This window comes from Desulfurococcaceae archaeon, from assembly GCA_038845865.1.
In the GTDB taxonomy this organism is placed as follows: domain Archaea; phylum Thermoproteota; class Thermoprotei_A; order Sulfolobales; family Desulfurococcaceae; genus UBA285.
On sequence record JAWBQJ010000001.1, the window covers coordinates 442,591 to 456,886 of the forward strand.

General features: G+C 52.7%; 19 protein-coding genes. 14 read left to right on the plus strand and 5 right to left on the minus strand.

Going from position 1 to position 14,296, the window contains the following annotated elements; genetic code table 11:
• Positions 1-18: 18 nt before the first annotated feature.
• The 3 genes from QXU03_02320 to QXU03_02330 are packed head-to-tail and all read left to right on the plus strand — an operon-like array spanning position 19 to position 1,634.
• Positions 19-615 (plus strand): adenylate kinase family protein, encoded by a 597-nt coding sequence (locus tag QXU03_02320; protein ID MEM2170574.1) that lies wholly within the window; start codon positions 19-21, stop codon positions 613-615.
• Positions 587-1,456, plus strand: a complete 870-nt coding sequence (locus QXU03_02325) for a GTPase (GenBank protein ID MEM2170575.1) — start codon at positions 587-589, stop codon at positions 1,454-1,456. Before QXU03_02320 ends, QXU03_02325 begins: the two co-directional genes overlap by 29 nt.
• Positions 1,434-1,634 (plus strand): MoaD/ThiS family protein, encoded by a 201-nt coding sequence (locus tag QXU03_02330; GenBank protein ID MEM2170576.1) that lies wholly within the window; start codon positions 1,434-1,436, stop codon positions 1,632-1,634. The genes QXU03_02325 and QXU03_02330 overlap by 23 nt, the downstream gene beginning before the upstream one ends.
• A 45-nt stretch (positions 1,635-1,679) precedes the next feature.
• Here QXU03_02330 and QXU03_02335 read toward each other — a convergent pair whose 3' ends face one another.
• Together QXU03_02335 and QXU03_02340 are read right to left on the minus strand one after the other, a co-directional pair.
• On the minus strand, positions 1,680-2,186 hold the full coding sequence (locus QXU03_02335; protein ID MEM2170577.1) for a DUF2148 domain-containing protein: 507 nt from the start codon (positions 2,184-2,186) through the stop codon (positions 1,680-1,682).
• Between the two features lie 19 nt (positions 2,187-2,205).
• The gene (locus QXU03_02340) at positions 2,206-2,901 is read right to left on the minus strand and encodes an acetate--CoA ligase family protein (GenBank protein ID MEM2170578.1); all 696 of its coding nucleotides are present in this window, start codon (positions 2,899-2,901) and stop codon (positions 2,206-2,208) included.
• Positions 2,902-3,472: 571 nt separating this feature from the next.
• On the opposite strand from QXU03_02340, the gene QXU03_02345 reads away from it, so the two are divergent.
• From QXU03_02345 to QXU03_02365, 5 genes are all read left to right on the plus strand, one after another.
• Positions 3,473-3,985, plus strand: a complete 513-nt coding sequence (locus QXU03_02345; protein MEM2170579.1) for a 4Fe-4S dicluster domain-containing protein — start codon at positions 3,473-3,475, stop codon at positions 3,983-3,985.
• On the plus strand, positions 3,969-5,879 hold the full coding sequence (locus QXU03_02350; GenBank protein ID MEM2170580.1) for an aldehyde ferredoxin oxidoreductase family protein: 1,911 nt from the start codon (positions 3,969-3,971) through the stop codon (positions 5,877-5,879). The genes QXU03_02345 and QXU03_02350 overlap by 17 nt, the downstream gene beginning before the upstream one ends.
• A gap of 12 nt (positions 5,880-5,891) precedes the next feature.
• Positions 5,892-7,199: a sodium-dependent transporter gene (locus QXU03_02355; GenBank protein MEM2170581.1), complete on the plus strand. Its 1,308-nt coding sequence runs from the start codon at positions 5,892-5,894 to the stop codon at positions 7,197-7,199.
• Positions 7,200-7,211: 12 nt separating this feature from the next.
• On the plus strand, positions 7,212-7,517 hold the full coding sequence (locus QXU03_02360) for a TIGR04076 family protein (GenBank protein MEM2170582.1): 306 nt from the start codon (positions 7,212-7,214) through the stop codon (positions 7,515-7,517).
• A gap of 825 nt (positions 7,518-8,342) precedes the next feature.
• Positions 8,343-8,771, plus strand: coding sequence for a hypothetical protein (locus QXU03_02365; protein MEM2170583.1), 429 nt, complete (start codon positions 8,343-8,345; stop codon positions 8,769-8,771).
• Positions 8,772-8,839: 68 nt separating this feature from the next.
• On the opposite strand, the gene QXU03_02370 is transcribed toward QXU03_02365, so the two are convergent.
• Positions 8,840-9,007 (minus strand): hypothetical protein, encoded by a 168-nt coding sequence (locus QXU03_02370; protein MEM2170584.1) that lies wholly within the window; start codon positions 9,005-9,007, stop codon positions 8,840-8,842.
• A gap of 80 nt (positions 9,008-9,087) precedes the next feature.
• Positions 9,088-9,351 (minus strand): hypothetical protein, encoded by a 264-nt coding sequence (locus QXU03_02375; protein MEM2170585.1) that lies wholly within the window; start codon positions 9,349-9,351, stop codon positions 9,088-9,090.
• Positions 9,352-9,516: 165 nt separating this feature from the next.
• Here QXU03_02375 and QXU03_02380 point away from each other — a divergent pair, with 165 nt between their 5' ends.
• The 6 genes from QXU03_02380 (at position 9,517) to QXU03_02405 (ending at position 12,111) form a co-directional block, all read left to right on the plus strand.
• On the plus strand, positions 9,517-10,632 hold the full coding sequence (locus QXU03_02380; GenBank protein ID MEM2170586.1) for a saccharopine dehydrogenase C-terminal domain-containing protein: 1,116 nt from the start codon (positions 9,517-9,519) through the stop codon (positions 10,630-10,632).
• A gap of 53 nt (positions 10,633-10,685) precedes the next feature.
• Positions 10,686-10,877, plus strand: a complete 192-nt coding sequence (locus tag QXU03_02385; protein MEM2170587.1) for a hypothetical protein — start codon at positions 10,686-10,688, stop codon at positions 10,875-10,877.
• A 298-nt stretch (positions 10,878-11,175) separates the two neighbouring features.
• Positions 11,176-11,352: a hypothetical protein gene (locus tag QXU03_02390; protein ID MEM2170588.1), complete on the plus strand. Its 177-nt coding sequence runs from the start codon at positions 11,176-11,178 to the stop codon at positions 11,350-11,352.
• Positions 11,312-11,611: a hypothetical protein gene (locus QXU03_02395; protein ID MEM2170589.1), complete on the plus strand. Its 300-nt coding sequence runs from the start codon at positions 11,312-11,314 to the stop codon at positions 11,609-11,611. Before QXU03_02390 ends, QXU03_02395 begins: the two co-directional genes overlap by 41 nt.
• A gap of 61 nt (positions 11,612-11,672) precedes the next feature.
• Positions 11,673-11,831, plus strand: coding sequence for a hypothetical protein (locus QXU03_02400; protein MEM2170590.1), 159 nt, complete (start codon positions 11,673-11,675; stop codon positions 11,829-11,831).
• A gap of 49 nt (positions 11,832-11,880) precedes the next feature.
• Positions 11,881-12,111, plus strand: a complete 231-nt coding sequence (locus QXU03_02405; GenBank protein MEM2170591.1) for a hypothetical protein — start codon at positions 11,881-11,883, stop codon at positions 12,109-12,111.
• A 231-nt stretch (positions 12,112-12,342) separates the two neighbouring features.
• On the opposite strand, the gene glmS is transcribed toward QXU03_02405, so the two are convergent.
• Entirely contained in the window at positions 12,343-14,181 is a 1,839-nt protein-coding gene (gene glmS, locus QXU03_02410; protein ID MEM2170592.1) for a glutamine--fructose-6-phosphate transaminase (isomerizing), read from the minus strand.
• Positions 14,182-14,296: the final 115 nt, after the last annotated feature.

Sequence of the window (14,296 nt, forward strand, 5' to 3'; positions counted from 1 at the left end):
TAAAAAGTTCGAAAGGTGGTGCTTCTGGGCAAAGTGGTGATCATTGCTGGAACGCCCGGTACCGGTAAATCGGTTATTTGCGGTAAGCTTGCCGAAACGTGTGGAGCAGTAGTTGTCGACTTGAGCCGAGTCGCCTTGGAAAAGGGCTTTATAACCATGTACGACGAGTTAAGGAGCACCTACGTAGTCGATGAGGAGAGGCTGGTAACGCATGTTCGCGAGCTGGTGAAGTCGTTAGAGGGCATTGTCATTTTGCAAACCCACTACCCGGAGATCCTTCCAAGAGATCTAGTAGACATGGTCGTGGTGCTGAGAACCCACCCCCTAATACTCGAGAAAAGGCTACTTGAACGTGGTTGGAGCAGGAGAAAGGTGAACGAAAACGTCATGGCCGAAATACTTGGAGTTATAGCCGTAAACGCCCTTAACACGTTCGGCGAGGACAAAGTCTTCGAAGTCGATACGACAAACATAAGGCCTGAACTCGTAGACCTCCTGTGCTCGGCTATTAAGGGGCTCACCAGGCTTGAACCCGGCGTTAAAGTTGACTGGTTAAGCGTACTCAGCCCTGAAGAGGTGGCTAGGTTTGAAGACTACGTGGGGGGAGAAGACTAGTGGAGGGGGTATAATACTCGCCTCGTGGAATCAAGTACGTAAACTGGTATCTAGATCCGATATCGTGCTCCTGGTGCTAGACGCCAGGGACCCGATAAGCACTTTTAGCGAGAAGCTCGCTGAGATCGTCAAGAAGCACGGGAAGAAGCTACTACTCGTCCTGAACAAATGCGACTTAGTACCTAGGAGCGTTACCGAGGAGTGGAAGGGGTACTTCGAGAGGCGTGGATATCACGCAGTGTACATGTCGGCCGCTAAGCGCATGGGCACCTTTAAACTAAAATCCGCAATTAAGCGCGCGGCCCCTGCTTTACCAGCAGTAGTAGCCGTTGTCGGCTACCCAAAAGTGGGGAAGTCTTCAGTAGTAAATGCCCTCAAGGGCAGGCACTCGGCTACTACAAGCCCCTACCCCGGGAGCCCGGGATATACCCGCCACTTCCAGCTTTACAGGGTTGACGATAACATACTAGTGATAGACTCCCCGGGCATACTGCCGGTGGAAGGGGACCCGCTAGAGAGGATCCTCCGTGGATACCCGCCGGAAAAGCTGGAAGACCCGGTACCCTACGCGATAATGCTCATAGAGCGCATCTTGAAGTTTAATCCCAAAGCGTTCACGTATACGTACAGGGTTGAGTCGAAGACGCCGATTGAAATCCTAGAACAGCTTGCAGCCCGCAGGGGCTGGTTTTACAAGTCGACAAAAGAACCACTAATAGAAGAGGCGGCAAGGACCATCATCAGGGATTACCACGACGGTAAACTAGTTTACTACATAAAAGCGTCGCAATTAGAAAATAAACTTGGTGTGAGCAGCATTGATAAGAGTAAAGGTTCTTGAAACGGGCAGCGTGTTCGAGCTCGAGGAAAACGAGATCAAGGTACGGGACTTACTTAGAAAGCTCGGTCTACTAGAATCAGAGCATGTAGTGCTGAAAAACAACGCCATAGTCACGGAAGACGACGTTATCGTTAGTGGGGAAGAAGTAGTAGTCTTCACCGTTAAGTCCGGGGGCTAGACGCTAGGAATGCGGTACTTGTGCACATTCATCGCGGGCACTGGCCTACTTTGGCGGCCACACCCTGTCGAAGTATACGTTCTTAGACTTCACGGAAAGGGGTATACCATAAATCACATCGGCATCCACGAGCTTTAGTTCTAGCGCTGCAACGCCCGCTGAGTACATTATCCTATTATCGACGTTTAGCGAAGAGGCAACCTTGACTGCCGAGCCCAGCGCTATTCCGAGATTTATTAGAGAGTTTACCAGGTCCGGGTCGTACTTGTACGCTTCTGGTTTTCTAAACCCGAAATTGATGATCCTGCACCCTATAAGTACGAGTACATCGCTTTTACGGATACTTTCGGCATCCCTCTTAAAAAAGTCTCCATACCTCTCCGCCAGTTCTTCCATTTTCTGTGCAACTTTCTCCAGTTCGTCTCTCTCGGTGAGAACCACCGAGGTGATGTTGTCTACTCCGCGCGCTTTAGGCGCTGTCTTGGCAGCTGCCACCATTAGCTCGGCCACCATTAGTGCGGATCTTTTTATGGCCTCCCTTTCTTCGATCAATCTATCGCCCCCGCAACTACTACCCCTTCGATGCGCCCACTATGAACCTGGCATCAACCACGAGCGCTCTATCCGGGTACACCACTACTGGGTTCAAGTCAGCCGATTCTATCTCGGAGTGCTCGTTCAATAGTTTACCCAGCTTAACCAGGATGTCCGCTACGCTGTAAACGTCTACGGGTGGTGTGTCCCTGAAACCCTTTAGGATTGTCGCGCTCCTGATCTCATTTACCATTTCAAGCGCCTCTTCGAGCGTAAATGGCCATATGCGGAAAGTTACGTCTTTGAAGACTTCCGTGAACACTCCTCCAAGACCAAACATTACTGCCACTCCGAACGTGTAGTCCCTCAACCCGCCGACTATCACTTCCACTCCGCGAGGAACCATCTTTTGGACTAGTATTCCGTTCACGCGGGCACCCTGAACCCTTGACTTCACGTTTTTCATTATTTTCTCGAAACCTTCTACAACCTCCTCAACGCTACTTACTCCTAGTACAACCCCGCCGACATCCGTTTTGTGACTTATATCCGGTGACACTACTTTCAAAACCACAGGAAACCCTATTTTGGAAGCCAGTTCAGCCGCTTCTTCGGGGGTTTTAGCTAAGCCGTACGGTGGATACGGGATCCCATACTCCTCTAGTAATCGAAATGCCTCGTGCTCCAGTAGCTTGTACCTACCACTCTTAAGGTCGCCTTGACCCTGGGCCACTTAGCCCTTTAAGTACTTTTATGGGGAGACCTTTAAAAACGCTTCACTATCCATGGCCGAGAACCGGCTTCAGGCAGGAACTCATAACGTACTTACCTTATTCCAGGAAAGCGAACTAGAGCATGCCGGCTGGTGGACTACTTCGTTAGCATGTCTACGTGCTAGGGAGTCTAGGTCGCGTACATATTGCCGGTTACGTAGTCACATGTAATTATGCGTTAAAGCTGTAAAGATGCTGCTCCCTCAATGCACTTAGTTAAGTGCGATGTGTTGGAATGTGCTCGCGCGCTTTCGCCGGTATTATCCTAAACGGCAGATCTACTCGGCCTGGAACCGGATAACGTAGCTCTTTATACCGAACTTCGATGCGGCGATTTTACGACTTCCCGGCAGGCCCGTTAACGCGCAGGAATCCACGCACCTGAAGATCTCTTTGACGCGAAGCTACATGTAACGTTCCTACCGGGTACGTGGCGCTAAGGGTGGCAATCCAGTAAATGGGGTTTGTTTTCTTAAAAGATATAAACCCCACCCCCTATGTAGCTAAAACCGAGGTGTAGCATATGCACCAATGGTAGTTCACGTAACCGTGGATCCATCTAAGTGCTCTGGTTGCAGATACTGCGAGCTCTGGTGTTCCTTCCTACACGAAAAGGTGTTCTCGACATCTCTCTCTAGGATAAGAGTCGTAAGAGACGACCTAGTGGGCATGGATTACCCCGTTGTGTGTAGGCATTGTCCAAACGCGCCGTGCATATCGGCGTGCCCTACTGGCGCCCTTTACAAGGAAAAGGGTTTCACGAAGTTCAGTAAGGACAGGTGCAATGCGTGTGGGTCGTGTATTAGTGCATGCCCTTACGGTGCGGTGTTCCAGAACCCGCTTGATAAAACACCGCTAATTTGCGATCTATGTAACGGAAGCCCCCTGTGCGTCGAGAAGTGCCCGACTAACGCTTTATCCCTGTACCCGCTAGCAGAGATCGCCTTTACCAACCCCGGGCAGCTTGGAAGACGGTACCTTGTCGCGTTAAGGGAGTATGAGAACCTGCTGAGAAGGTGGGGGCTTAGTGTCAGGCGGGAGTAAGTTACACGGTTACGCTGGCAGGGTTCTAAGAGTAAACCTGTCCAGCGGGGAGATCGTGGTGGACGAAGTGGACAGAAGACTAGCCAGAGCGTACCTCGGTGGCAGAGGCTTCAACGCTGCCAGGCTCTACAGCGAGGTAACACCCGAAATAGACCCCATATCGCCCGGCAACAAGCTAATGATCGCCACGGGACCCGTTGTCGGGACGGGCTTTCCGCTGGGCGCCAGGCTCAATGTAACCGCTAAGTCCCCCCAAACGGGAATACTCGGAGACTCGAACGTAGGCGGGCACTTCGCGGCCGAGTTAAAGTACGCTGGCTTCGACCAGGTAATCATAGAGGGGAAAAGCCCCCGCCCAGTATACGTGTTCATAAGCAACGGTGCAGCCGAGATCAGGGATGCCAGCGGACTGTGGGGCATGCCGATCTCTAAAGCCTACGAAGCCCTGAGGAGGGAGGTAGGAGACCCCGACGTGCAGATTGCGCTGATCGGCCCGGCTGCCGAGAACGGCGTGAAGTTCTCTGGCATATTCTTCAACAGAATAAGACCGGCTGCGAGGACAGGGCTTGGAGTAGTGATGGCATCCAAAAACCTTAAGGCAATAGCCGTTAGGGGTGACGGCTACGTAGAGGTGGCCAAGGCCGAGACGTTCGAAAAGATGGTCGAGGAAATGGAGCTAGAGGTGTACACTCACGAACAGTACTGGCCTAGGAGGATTATGGGCACGTCAAGGATACTGCTAGCAGCTAACAGGATCGGGGTGCTCCCGGGGAAACACTTTACTGAGCCCACCGTGCCATACGCGTTTGAGGTTAGCGGGGAAAAGCTAGCATTGAAGTACAACGTGAAAAACAGGGCCTGTTTCTCCTGCATAGTTCCGTGTAGCAGGGTCTTCATCGTGAAAAGGATGGAGAGGACGCTCCTAAGCGAAGGCCCCGAGTATGAAGCGCTAGCCGGTATGACGGTGAGGATTGGTAATAGCGACCTAGATAGCGCGCTCAAAGCAATAGAGCTAGTAAACGACCTGGGGCTCGACGTGATCTCAACGAGCGAGGTGATATCGTGGGCCATGGAGCTTTACTCCAGGGGGCTGTTAACGGAGAACGAGGTAGGAGGGCTTAAGCTAGATTGGGGCAACATGGACGCGGTGATGAAGCTAATATGGGATATAGCGCACAGAAGGGGGTTCGGTGCAATCCTAGCTGAGGGGGTAGTGGCTGCCGCGGAGAAGCTGGGAAGGGGGCATGAAGTGGCTTTCCACGTAAAGAAGCTCGAGATGATTCAAGCCGATCCAAGGGGGCTAAAGGGGTACGGACTGGGCTTCGCCGTATCCACGAGAGGTGCAGATCACCTGAGGTCAGAGCCGTTCGTAGAACTGAGCGACGACCCGAAAATAGGCGCTAGAATGTTCAACGAACCAGAAGCCACGTTAAGGCTCGGTGTTAGAGGTAAAGGCAGGCTCGTAGCTTACTACGAGAACATATGCGCGCTGGTAGACTCGCTGGGCGTTTGCAAGAACCTAGCCGAGAACATGGACATTCTCAACTACGAGCGAATAGCCAGGCTCGTAGAGGCCGTTACGGGCATGAAGCTGTCGCCTTTAGAGGTCATGGCCGTGGGCGAGAGGGTGATCAACGTTGAGAGGGCTTACATAGTCCGAGAAGGGGTCAGGAGAATACACGACACCCTTCCTTCGAGGTTCCTTAAAGAGCCGCTGGAAAAGGGGCCATCTGCCGGTCACGTAGTCGAGCTAGACGCCATGCTGAAGGAGTACTATAGTGTCCGCGGGTGGGATGAGAGGACCGGGCTACCCACCCCAGAGAAGCTCAGTGAGCTGGGACTTCACGACGTCCTCGAAGACTTACGCTCGAGGGGCATAGTGCCCGGTTCCTAAGGGGTGACCCGCATGAGTTCGCTTCGAAGGGAAACCTGGACCAGTGGCGTGGGCTTAGCCTTATCCCTCATCGGGGTAGCAGTGGGGTTAGGGAATGTTTGGAGGTTTCCCTACATGCTAGGCAGATTCGGAGGTGCCGGCTTCTTAGTAGTGTACGTGCTCCTAGTCATAGGGGTGGGAATACCCGGGTTAATAGTGGAACTCGCCATTGCCAGGTACGCGGGGAGAGGCCCCTTCAGCGCGTTTACGAAAATAGGCTACCCGGGAGGTAGGATAGTAGGTTACACCCTGCTGGTAACGGTCATCGCAGCGGTTGCCTACTACATTGTCGTCATAGGCTGGGTGCTCTGGTACCTGATACTATCGGTGACCGGCGCGATCTTCGTTGAACGGGTAGACTTCTCGGCGGCGTTCTCGGAGTTGACGAGTTCATTGCACATACAGCTGGCCATGCACGTAGCCATCGTGGCGCTCTGCATACTAGTAGTTTCCAGTGGCGTTAGAAGAGGTGTAGAGCTTGCCAGCAAGTTATTGATGCCCGTGGTATACGCCATCCTGGTTGGCATAGCTGTCTACGTTCTCGGGATGCCTAAAGCACTTGAGGGGCTGGTCTTCTACCTCAAGCCAGCTTGGGAGAAGGTGACCGGGTTCACCGTACTGGCGGCGATGGGTCAGGTATTCTTCTCGCTGGGGCTGGGCTCCACCTGGATCTTCATATACGGTTCCTACATGTCAAAGGATCAGAAGGTCGTGAGGAGCGCCCTCTACGCTGCTACGGGCGATACGGTAGCCTCCTTCATAGCCGGCTTAGCCGTATTACCACTGGTATTCATCTTCGGAGTAGACCCTCAGAGCGGGCCCCCATTAATGTTCATAACATTGCCCGAGATCTTCAGACACCTGCCAGGCGGTGCAGTCCTATTCACGCTATTCTTCGCGGCACTGCTATTCGCCGCCTTACTGTCCGCTGTGCCAGGTTTCGAGATATTCGTTGACGCGATGAGCGAGTTCGGGTTATCGAGAGGGAGGGCCGTGCTGATCATGGGCTTAGTAGAGGTGTTGCTGGGCGTACCCTCAATGCTCAGCGTGGATATACTGCTATACAACGACCTCTTCTGGGGTACCACGATGCTACCCGTAGCATCGTTATTTTCCATAACGGCGTTCGGCTGGCTGATCGATAGGAAAACGCTAATAGGTGAGCTGGAGCTACGCAGGGAAACGCTTCCCTGGAAAGCCTTATATTACTGGGTCAAGGTAGTTATGCCAGTACTAGTAGTGGCCGTGCTGGTTTACGGGTGGATATCGTGGTTCAGCTAACGGTGGTGCTCTATGAAGTCCTTGTTGGTTAGGGTTAAAGAGATCAGGGGCACGTGTACGAACCACGCTGTAGGGGATTGCTTTAGAGTAGATGGTGGTAAACTGAGCTTTCCAGGAAGGAATAGACACGTATGCATATACGCGCTGTCAAGCCTGCTCCCCCTAATACCAGCTAAGCAGAGAAACATCGTAGAAGAGAACGACTGGTTACCGAGAACAAGGCTAGTCCAATGTCCAGACCCCAACGGGGTAGTCGTGTGGGAAATAGTAGAACTAGAGGAGTCGTCTCCAAGAGAGCAGGGCGCGCTAAGCTCGTAGTAGTACACGGTAGATACCCGGTTTTTAACCAATCATTTTATAATCACTGCAGCTTCTTAGCTGGAACGGTCCGTAGAATCAAAAGCCGATTTATCTCCGTACCATGTGAACGGTACCGTGCACGAAGCTACGGAGAGGTACATAGGCTAAAGGAGTATTCGAAGATCTCGGTGGACCTCGTGTTGTCGGTAGAGTTTAATGTAGTGTAGAGCTACGAAACTCGCACGGCGTTGAGAGTTCGTGAATCGTGTAGTGCACGCTGAGAGCAGTGCATTAACACTGAATTATAGTAAGCTTGCTGTGCAATATAGTGCTAACCACTAGACGAGTCAACTACCGGGAGTACGGGAAACAGTCATTTGTAATTACTGATTAATGGTACTACCCTTTGAAACCGATCAAGGCAGGTGACATGTTGAATGTGTTAGATTAATGAGGGTGCCGGGTCTTGGGTCTCGGCTTAATGCATATTACCGACTTATACCAGTTGGACTGTTACAACTCATTGTTATCGTATACTTTCCACGTGCACGAATGTATTTGTATAATGTAGAGGCGCTTCCGCGGCCCACCCGCTACAGGCTTCGCCCGGCTTCATTAGATCGGGGGGCCACGGTGGGGTTCCGTGTTAACTGTACCAGCGTGAAGTTAATCGCGAATTAACTCAACCACCTGTCCAGCTGAAGCCGTTTAGGTGCTTGTTTTTAATTACATGGCATGTTCACGATTGATTACCCATTGGCGGCTTGCGGAGAGGCCTCCGCGGCCGGGCATGCTCCGTGTTTATTAACTTGGCAGGCTGTAGTGAACCATGGGGCAACCGGCTTGGGCAATGCAAGGTACGTCTTTACAACGGGGCTTATACTGTGGTGCTTGGTGTTCGCTACCAGCTTCAACCTGCTGGTGATGTACGAGACCTTGAAGTACATCTGGACGATAGGCGCTCTGACCTCTCTCTGCTCTATCCTAATAGTGAGCGTGCTGGTTCTATCTACCCTGCTACTAGTGAAGGCTAGGTCGAGGCCACTCCTAGTGCTTTCGTGGTTTACGCTAGGGCTGTGTTGCGCGATCACGTGGTTGCTCGCAGTGAAGTGGAACGTAGTGAACTACGACTCGTTGACGAAGATGATTGCTTTCACACTAGTGCTTGCAACAGTTTTCGTACTCGTGTCCATACCAGTTTCAACACTCATACACCGCAAGCTGAGAAAAACAGCTGAGGACTACATTCAGGAAGCGCTGAAAGGCCGGTGACCGCCGGATTGCGCGCGATCCAGGCGATCACGCCAATCTACCCGCACCGTTAAGTCAGGTACCACATCCTACTCGTAGTAGGCCGCTACGGACTCTATGACCGCTAAAACGCCCACGAGCGCGAGGATCCACGGCCATAGGGCACCAAAATGAAATAGAACCGCTAAACCCACTAAGAACACCCCGCCAGCTAACCCGTGTAGTAACCGCTTCCTCCTATGTTTAGTACTGCACAAGCCTCACACCTGCTTTACTCGAATTAACGGTGTCGCTAATATGCTTTTAGAGCACTATTAAGTATCAAGAAATCAGGGCACTAGGAAGTGCCTGGAGCCGTGTCCCTCAGTCGCAGCACAGCCTTTTTAACTATTTCTATTAAGTAGCCCTCTTCGCCCGGAACCCCTAAGCACACTGGCACCCCGTTTACCAGTATCTCTGGGTCTTCGTTGTTGCCCTCCTCGACGCTCACTTCTACGGGCTCGCCGAGCTCGTACTCTAGGATCTCCCTTACTTCAAGGGCCCAGCTGTGAACGGTAAACCTCCAGTAGTTGTTCCGCCCCCTCACAACGACCTTAACCAAGCAGAACACCGGTTCTCTCGGTAACTCCGTATTAGTACCTCGGTACGGCACTTATATGTCTATCCACCGCTCAACTACCATGCAGGTAGAGTGTTGCTGGAAGTGAGAAGAGGGTTATTAGGCTACTACTTATAGTGCTCTATGTGAGTACACGGGGTTCGCGCATTGAAGGAGGTTCTCTTCGTGGGGCTTGGCCGCGTCGGATCCAGGTCCTTGGTGTACCTCAAGGAGCTGGTGAAAGACGTCTACATCTACGCCGTTGACGTGGACGCTTCGAAGCTGAGCGGGCTTAGAAAAGCGGAAAACGTTGAGACGCACCTCTATGAACCGGGCATACTTAGAAGGCTCGGAGAGAAAGTAGAACTGGCTGTCACCGCCCTACCTTCAACCACGGCATTTAGAGCCATACTGGAACTTGCGGGCGCGTGCGTGAACGTCGTCGATGTCTCCTTCTTCCTTGAAGATCCATACGTCCTCAGCAAAGTGGTCGAGGACTGCGGGAGCACCCTCGTCGTGGATGCCGGCTTCGCGCCGGGTTACAGTAACGTGGTCGTGGGCTACGCTTACCACAAACTAGGGCTTGGAGAGGACGTTGAAATAGCTACCGGCGGCATACCGGATAGGCCTGTACCACCCATAGGCTACGCTGTTACCTGGAACCCCCGAGACCTACTAGAAGAGTACGTCAGGCCAGCTAGGTTTGTTGAAAACGGGGAAATCAAAGCTGTCAAGCCCGTTGAAGCCGTCAAAACGGTGGAGGTCGAGAACGTGGGTACCTTTGAAGCATTTATTAGTGATGGATTGAGAACGATGTTGAGGAACATTAAGGCGAGAAACCTCAAGGAACTGACGCTCAGGTGGCCAGGACACATGAGTGCCGTCAGGCTCCTCTACGAGCTCGGCTTCCTAGACGGCGAAGAGGTGGAAGTCAACGGTACTAGAATTAAGCCCGTAGACTTCACTGCGAGGATCCTGGAGAAAAGGCTTTCAATAGAGGTGAACGACATCGCGGTACTACGAGTAAAAGCAATTGGCGACGGCGGGGAATACCGCGAAATAGCGGTACTCCAGGGAACCCCGGAAAACCCGGCCACACCAGTATTTACGGCACTAGTACACGCGTACACTGCGAAACTAGTACTAGAGAGTAAAGTAAAACGGGGAGTAGTAGCGCCGGAAGAGCTATACGAGCACAAAGAAGGGTACGAAGAGTACTTGAAGAAGCACGGAGTAGTGGTATTAAAGGAGCTGGTGAAAACGAGGAGCTTCCACGAGCGTTAACTTGACCGAGTAGTAGGTGCAGACGCCCTGCCCCCGGGAAAGTGTAATCCGTATTGGGGAAATTCACCGAGAGGGTCGAATTAAACGCCGAGCCTGTCTGTAGCGTTAACCGGCTCGTCGACCACGAGCTAAAGATCCCATTCACCATCATGATGCTCGGAGCTGTAACCCACACACAGCTCGCCGAGCTAATGTTAGCCGTCAAGTTGTCAGTACTCAGCGGGCTGAGTAGCAGGCGCGCGTAGTACGGCTTGTTGTCCGCGTTCACGCCCCTGGTGAACGCGGTTGTCGTGGTCGTGTAGGCATTACCCGAAACCCTGGCCGATACCGTAGCCCAGTTCAGTCCTGCATTGCGGTTTAAAGGCTGCGTTACGAGGGAATGCGAGTCTTTGCCTAGAATGGCGCCTAGCGAGAGAGAGAAAAATAAGAACACAAAACAGGAATGCGGCCTAGAACCTAGGATATAGTCTAGGATCACGTAAGCGGGAAGGTGTAGATGGCGGGCCCGCGTTCTCAACCGGTAACAAGGAGCTGGATTCGTCAATGAGCCCCATCTACTCTCAGTACATGCTACTCGTCATCGGCTACCCCGGTAACGGTAAAACGACACTCGCTAGTAGTATATGCTACGAAAACGCACTGGAGGGGTACAGGTACCTGTACGTATCGTTTTACGGGGATGAACTCTACAAGAGCAGGGCTAAGCGTAGACCTGGCTAGCGCCGAGTCCGAGGATCTCGTAACCTACGTTAAATTGCCCGTACTACTGAAATTCTTCTACAACCTAGTAGGTGTAATAGACGGCCTACTCGTGGCGATAGCTGAAATCCCATGGGGTAAGGGAACACTCAACCTCAGCTCAGTAGAGTTTGTTGCAGACGCTAGAATTACCTATAAAAGCGGTAGGATAGCCCGGGGAATTGCTGGCGAGGGTACTGAAGCCGAGGAAAATGCGGGGAACGCGGCTAGATACCGTTAAAATACAATTGACATAGCGAGGAGGGAGCAACGCTGTCTACGCGCCCAGGAGGCCCGAGAAGTTGAAGACATGCACACCATTAGAGGAAGCATTCAGACCAGTGTACAAGGGCGATGTGGTTGGCTGTAAGCTACCTCCGAACAGGAGGCACACCATCGCCATAGTCCCCTTCATCGACATCGTTGCAGGGGACAACCCAAAAGTGCTCGGAGTTTCGTAGAGGTGTTTTGAAGCCGGTGGAAGGCGTCTACAAGCTCAGCTCTGACTGAGTGTCTGTGCTTAAGCAGGGGGGAAGTCGAGTGGATCGTGGAAGAGCGCGTGCGCACAGAGTCCATAAACCCGGCGGCCCATTGATTCCACGACTCGTTAACTTCGAGATGAGGCTGGTTGAGGGGGGCCCTGATGTGGTGATCTTCCACGCCTGTGAAATCCCGTGGAAGCTGGTGCGGGTGCAGATGAACGACAGGTGCTGGTCATTCCTTGTAAACCAGTTAACGTAGCTCGAGATCCAGGGGTAGTGACTATGAGGTTGTTCAGCGGGGTAGACCCTTCACTTCGTGAGTGCGCAGAGGCTCAGGGAGGTCATTTACGAGAAAATGCACTCAAGCACGTTATCGACAAAATAGCAGACGCCAATTAAGCGCCGCATTTGGCGCCGAGAATAGGGTGCTCTTGCGTACTCCCTGATCCTTATTGAAGGCATATCGAGGTCCTAGGGCACCAGCTTAGCGCTATTCTACTGTGACTGTTTTTGCTAGGTTTCTCGGTTTATCGGGGTCGTATCCCCGCTTAACGGCTAGGTAGTACGCTAGTAGCTGTAGCGGTGGTGTGTGCGTTATCGGCGCCATGATCCAGTGCGCGCCCGGAACCTCTATTGCGACGTCCACGTAGTCCTTCAAGTACGAGTTCTCGTGAAGGACACCTATGGTCAGGGCCCCCCTGGCCTTCATCTCCTCCACGTTACCATGTACCTTGCGCTCGATTAAGGCATCATCGGGGACAACGAATACCACGGGAAACCCGGGTTCAATTAACGCTATTGGTCCGTGCTTGGATTCGCCGGCCGGGTAGGCCTCGGCGTGAACGTACGCGATCTCCTTTATTTTCAGCGCTCCCTCCCTGGCTACTGGGATGCCGATACCTCTACTCAGGTAGTACATGTTCGTAGAGCCCGCGATCCGATCGGACAACTTCCGCACCGCGTCCTCAGTCTTCATTATGGATGCTTCAGCGAGCTGGCCGGCATGCTCGAGGTCCTTCCTCGCCTTGGAGTACTCGCTATAGTCTACTGCGCCGAGCGATAGCGCGTACTCTAAGCCGATCCACGAGAGGACCAGGGCCTGTGCCAGGAACGTCTTAGTCGCCGCGACCCCTATCTCGGGCCCCGCTCTCATGTACACGGTTAGATCGCTCTCCCTCGGTATGGCCGACTCCACCACGTTCGAGACCGCGATCACCTTCACGCCAGCCCTCCTAAAAGCGCGCACTGCCTTGAGGACGTCAATGGTCTCACCGCTCTGGCTAATTGCCAGCAGTACATCCCCCTCCTCCGCGCTCTTCTCATAGGCTTCATACTCGCTTGCAATGAAGGGCAGTACCGGCTTGCGTGCAAGCCTCGTTGACATTAGCGCGAAGAACTCCGAGGCGTGGTAGCTCGTTCCTGCACCGGTCACGTATATGGTATCCGCGCTCAGTAGCAAGGAAACAGCCTTCTTAACCGCCTCATCACCACGAATACCGCTGAGGGTCTGCAAAAGCGCCCGCGGCTGCTCGTGTATTTCCTTCAACATGAAGTGAGGGTATCCTTCCTTAGACGCGTCTTCGACGTTCCACTCCACCAGCCTGGTGTACTTCTCGTAGTCGACCCTACTACCGCTTGCCAAGTCCTCTACATAGATGTCTCTGTGGGATATGTACCCCACCCAGAGATCCCGTAACACTACGGCTTTTCTCGTGTGGTCTAGTAGTGCTGGTATATCACTTGCAGCGAGGTTGTAGTGGTCTCCGATACCGAGTATCAGCGGGCTGTCCTTCTTCGCGAAAAAGATCTTGTCCGGCTCGAGCGGGGTTATCATTAGTAGCGCGTAGGCGCCCTTCAGTAGCTTAACGGCCCGTTTAAACGCTTCGAACACGTTGCCTACCTCGCCGTAGAACTCCTCGACTAGGTGTACAACAACTTCCGTGTCCGTCTCGCTACGAAATACGTGACCTCGCTCTAAGAGTGCCTTTTTAAGCTCGTAGTAGTTCTCGATTATCCCGTTATGAACGACTGCAAACAGGTATTTACAGTCTACGTGGGGGTGCGCATTGGTATCTGAAGGCGGTCCGTGAGTAGCCCATCTTGTATGCCCGATGCCTGTAACCCCTTTGAGCTTCGTAAATCCATACTTAGCTTCAAGCTCCTTTAGCTTGCCTTTACCTTTAGTAATTACGAGTCTGCCGCCATCTATTACGGCCACTCCTGCGGAGTCGTAGCCCCTGTACTCTAGCCTGAGAAGGCCCCGATACAGCGCTTCTCCCAGGTGCAGTACGTCCTCACCGCGTAGGCATATGCCAATAATTCCGCACACTTACCACACCACTAGTAGGTGCTACGTAGCCCGTTAACACAGCCTACTCTTCCTCCTCAGATATCTGAAGGGATATTTATGATTTCGCATAATAAGCGCGTTTTTTAGTGGTAAA

Excerpts from the sequence above, each read along its gene's own strand:
- QXU03_02345 (MEM2170579.1), top strand. The coding sequence starts at position 3,473 with ATGGTAGTTCACGTAACCGTGGATCCATCTAAGTGCTCTGGTTGCAGA.
- QXU03_02355 (MEM2170581.1), top strand. The coding sequence starts at position 5,892 with ATGAGTTCGCTTCGAAGGGAAACCTGGACCAGTGGCGTGGGCTTAGCC.
- QXU03_02360 (MEM2170582.1), top strand. The coding sequence starts at position 7,212 with ATGAAGTCCTTGTTGGTTAGGGTTAAAGAGATCAGGGGCACGTGTACG.
- QXU03_02390 (MEM2170588.1), top strand. The coding sequence starts at position 11,176 with ATGAGCCCCATCTACTCTCAGTACATGCTACTCGTCATCGGCTACCCC.
- QXU03_02395 (MEM2170589.1), top strand. The coding sequence starts at position 11,312 with ATGAACTCTACAAGAGCAGGGCTAAGCGTAGACCTGGCTAGCGCCGAG.